Source organism: Candidatus Zixiibacteriota bacterium, assembly GCA_040752815.1.
Classification (GTDB): domain Bacteria; phylum Zixibacteria; class MSB-5A5; order GN15; family FEB-12; genus JAGGTI01.
In genome coordinates this window covers 1-2,461 of sequence record JBFMGC010000110.1, presented here as the reverse complement: position 1 = coordinate 2,461, position 2,461 = coordinate 1, and the positions used below count along the sequence as shown (strand labels likewise).

At 54.2% G+C, this 2,461-nt stretch carries 1 protein-coding gene; it reads left to right on the top strand.

Features of this window, described 5'->3' with window-relative positions; genetic code table 11:
* Nucleotides 1-203: 203 nt before the first annotated feature.
* A complete protein-coding gene (locus tag AB1772_13340; protein ID MEW5797323.1) occupies nt 204-2,357 on the top strand; it encodes a GEVED domain-containing protein in 2,154 nt (717 codons plus the stop codon).
* Nucleotides 2,358-2,461 lie beyond the last annotated feature (104 nt).

The following is a 2,461-nucleotide window of genomic DNA, read 5'->3' as shown; positions in this document are numbered from 1 at the left end:
CGATGATCGAGACTACCCGACCAGACGCCGGCGCATCTATCGCTATCTGACCTGGCGGAATAGAAAACACGCCCGCCCCAATGCCCCACTAAAACTATTTAGGAGATATTAGTTGGAATGGCACTAGCAAGGCTGGGCCGTATGTACTTCATGTCGATCTGACGGTCCCAGGAACCACTTGCGAAGCGCCGATTGAAATTACGATGTCGGTCCCGTCAATCCCGGCTCAGGCTATTTTCCCTGTCGACTTATCTACCGGATTATGCGCTGGTGACCTGGTCGGTGCGGGCAACGCATTGTACTATAACTTCACGTCTCCGGCAGCGGCTTTCTATACCATTACCTGGTGCGACGACGGTACAGTTCCTGTAGCCGTCGTCACCGGCATGGCCGGACCGCTTGATTGTGCACTCGGTGTTTACGGTTTAGCCTATGGGGGCAACTGTGGTGGTGGACCGGGATACACTCTGTCGCAGATTTTGTTGGCTGGCCAGACATTCAAGTTCGAGATTTTTGATTTCTGCGAAGGTCTTCGTGGCACGCTAACCGTCGACGCCAGGTACTACCCACTCACTAACGATGATTGCACAAATGCCGAGGATCTCGGTGTCGGCACGATTACGGACCATTTTGTTCACAACGTAGGACTCACTCTCGACGGCCCTCCCACCGATCGGTGTTCTCCCGCCGATCCTTCTGAGGTTTGCGCTGACGCTTGGTTCGTTTGGCAGGCAGATGCGATTGGTTACGCTCGGATCAGCATGTGTGACGGAGACACCGACCACAAAATGTGGGTCTATGCCGGTGACGAGTGTTTAGATATCAATCCGAGGGAAACAGTTCCCGGCGGTTGCTCCGATGACGGTTGCGGTGTGCGTGGTGGTCCTCCGTTCTGCGAAGTGGCCTGCGCGGCCGGCGATCGTTTTTTGATTCGGGTCGGTGGCTGGTATATCGAAGGCAATCCCGACTACGGTGACTGCTCTGCCTTCGGCATGGGCGTCGGCGAGTTGGATATCGAAATCTTCCCAACCTCGATCCGACCGGCCAACGACGGCTGTAGTGGACTGGTGCCAGTGTCACTGACGGATGGCGTCATGTACTCGATCCCCGATCAGACCACTGACTGGTCCGGTTGGGATTGCCTGCCCAGCATACCGGACGTAGTCATGGAACAGAATGTATGGCACGGGGTTTCGATCGACTTCTGCTGTAATCTCGAGATCAACTTCTGTGGTACGCCCGATGGAAGCCGGTACAACTTTGGTGGCACATATGCTTTTGCACCGGTTTTCACAGGTTGCCCGTGCTCCGGCGACTATGCTGTCGCCTACGCAGACGTGAGGGGCTATAGCACGGCCAGGTGTCAGGGCTACGGTTTCCCGACAACGGCAGACTTAAACAGGTACTGGATATACAATTCTCTCGACCCGGGTGACTATTACTTCGCGGCTACCCGGTCTACGATCGGCGGTAACCCCGCCGGTGATCCTACGCCTTACCATGTTCCTTACCAGATCAACTTTCTCGCTACTGCGGTCGAATGCGCGTATTGCGAGGCATCGGCCGCGAGTGAATTGTGTGCTCAAGGGGGCGAATTCATCAGTGAAGTCGCGGTTTGGCGCGAAGCAGACCGCGTTCAGGAAATCATGTTACTGAACACAAGCGGCTGCGACGGGTACGGAGTGTACGATCCGAGTGAAATCGTTGTCTGTGAGGAATTGAAGCAAGCATATGAGTACACTCTCCATCTTGTCGTTGACAATTGGCGTGTAGCCGATACTGCAGCAGCGTGGTTCGATTGGAATCAGAACACATCATTCGAGGCTGATGAAATGCTGCCACTTATCAGCACTTCCCCGGGCGAGTTTACTAATGCCTTCGTCGTACCAGCTGATGCTTTACTCGCCGGAGAATCACTTCAAAACAGCACGATGATGCGCGTGCGGCTTGCGGACAAGACGACTTTCAATATCGAACCCTGTGGGGCGAGCAGTGTCGGGGAGGTTGAAGACTATGTCCTACGTGTAGGACCATATGTTTGTATTGATTCGGATTTTGACGGCTTCGGGGATCCCGGCCACCCGGAGAACCTATGCGCCACCGACAACTGTCCTCAAATTGAGAATCCCGATCAGTCGGATATCGACCATGACGGCATTGGTGACCTTTGTGACAATTGCCTCACTGAGCCCAACCCAACCCAACTGGACTCTGATCGAGACGGCCTAGGGAATGCCTGCGAATGCTGCGAAAGCCGGGTTGGTGACGCCAATGGCAGTGGTGACGATGAACCCACAATTGGAGATGTGACTGTCTTGATCGACTTCCTGTTTATTAGAGCCCATTTCATAACCTGACATTAGGCACAGTTTAAGCTTGCGTCATACAACGGCTTATGATACCCGGCCATTGAAAGGAGTTGTTCAATGGCCAAGGAACGGTGGCAGCTAACCGACCAGCA

What these genes read in the sequence shown, in the direction of transcription:
- AB1772_13340 (MEW5797323.1), top strand. Translation starts at nt 204, where the DNA reads ATGTCGGTCCCGTCAATCCCGGCTCAGGCTATTTTCCCTGTCGACTTA.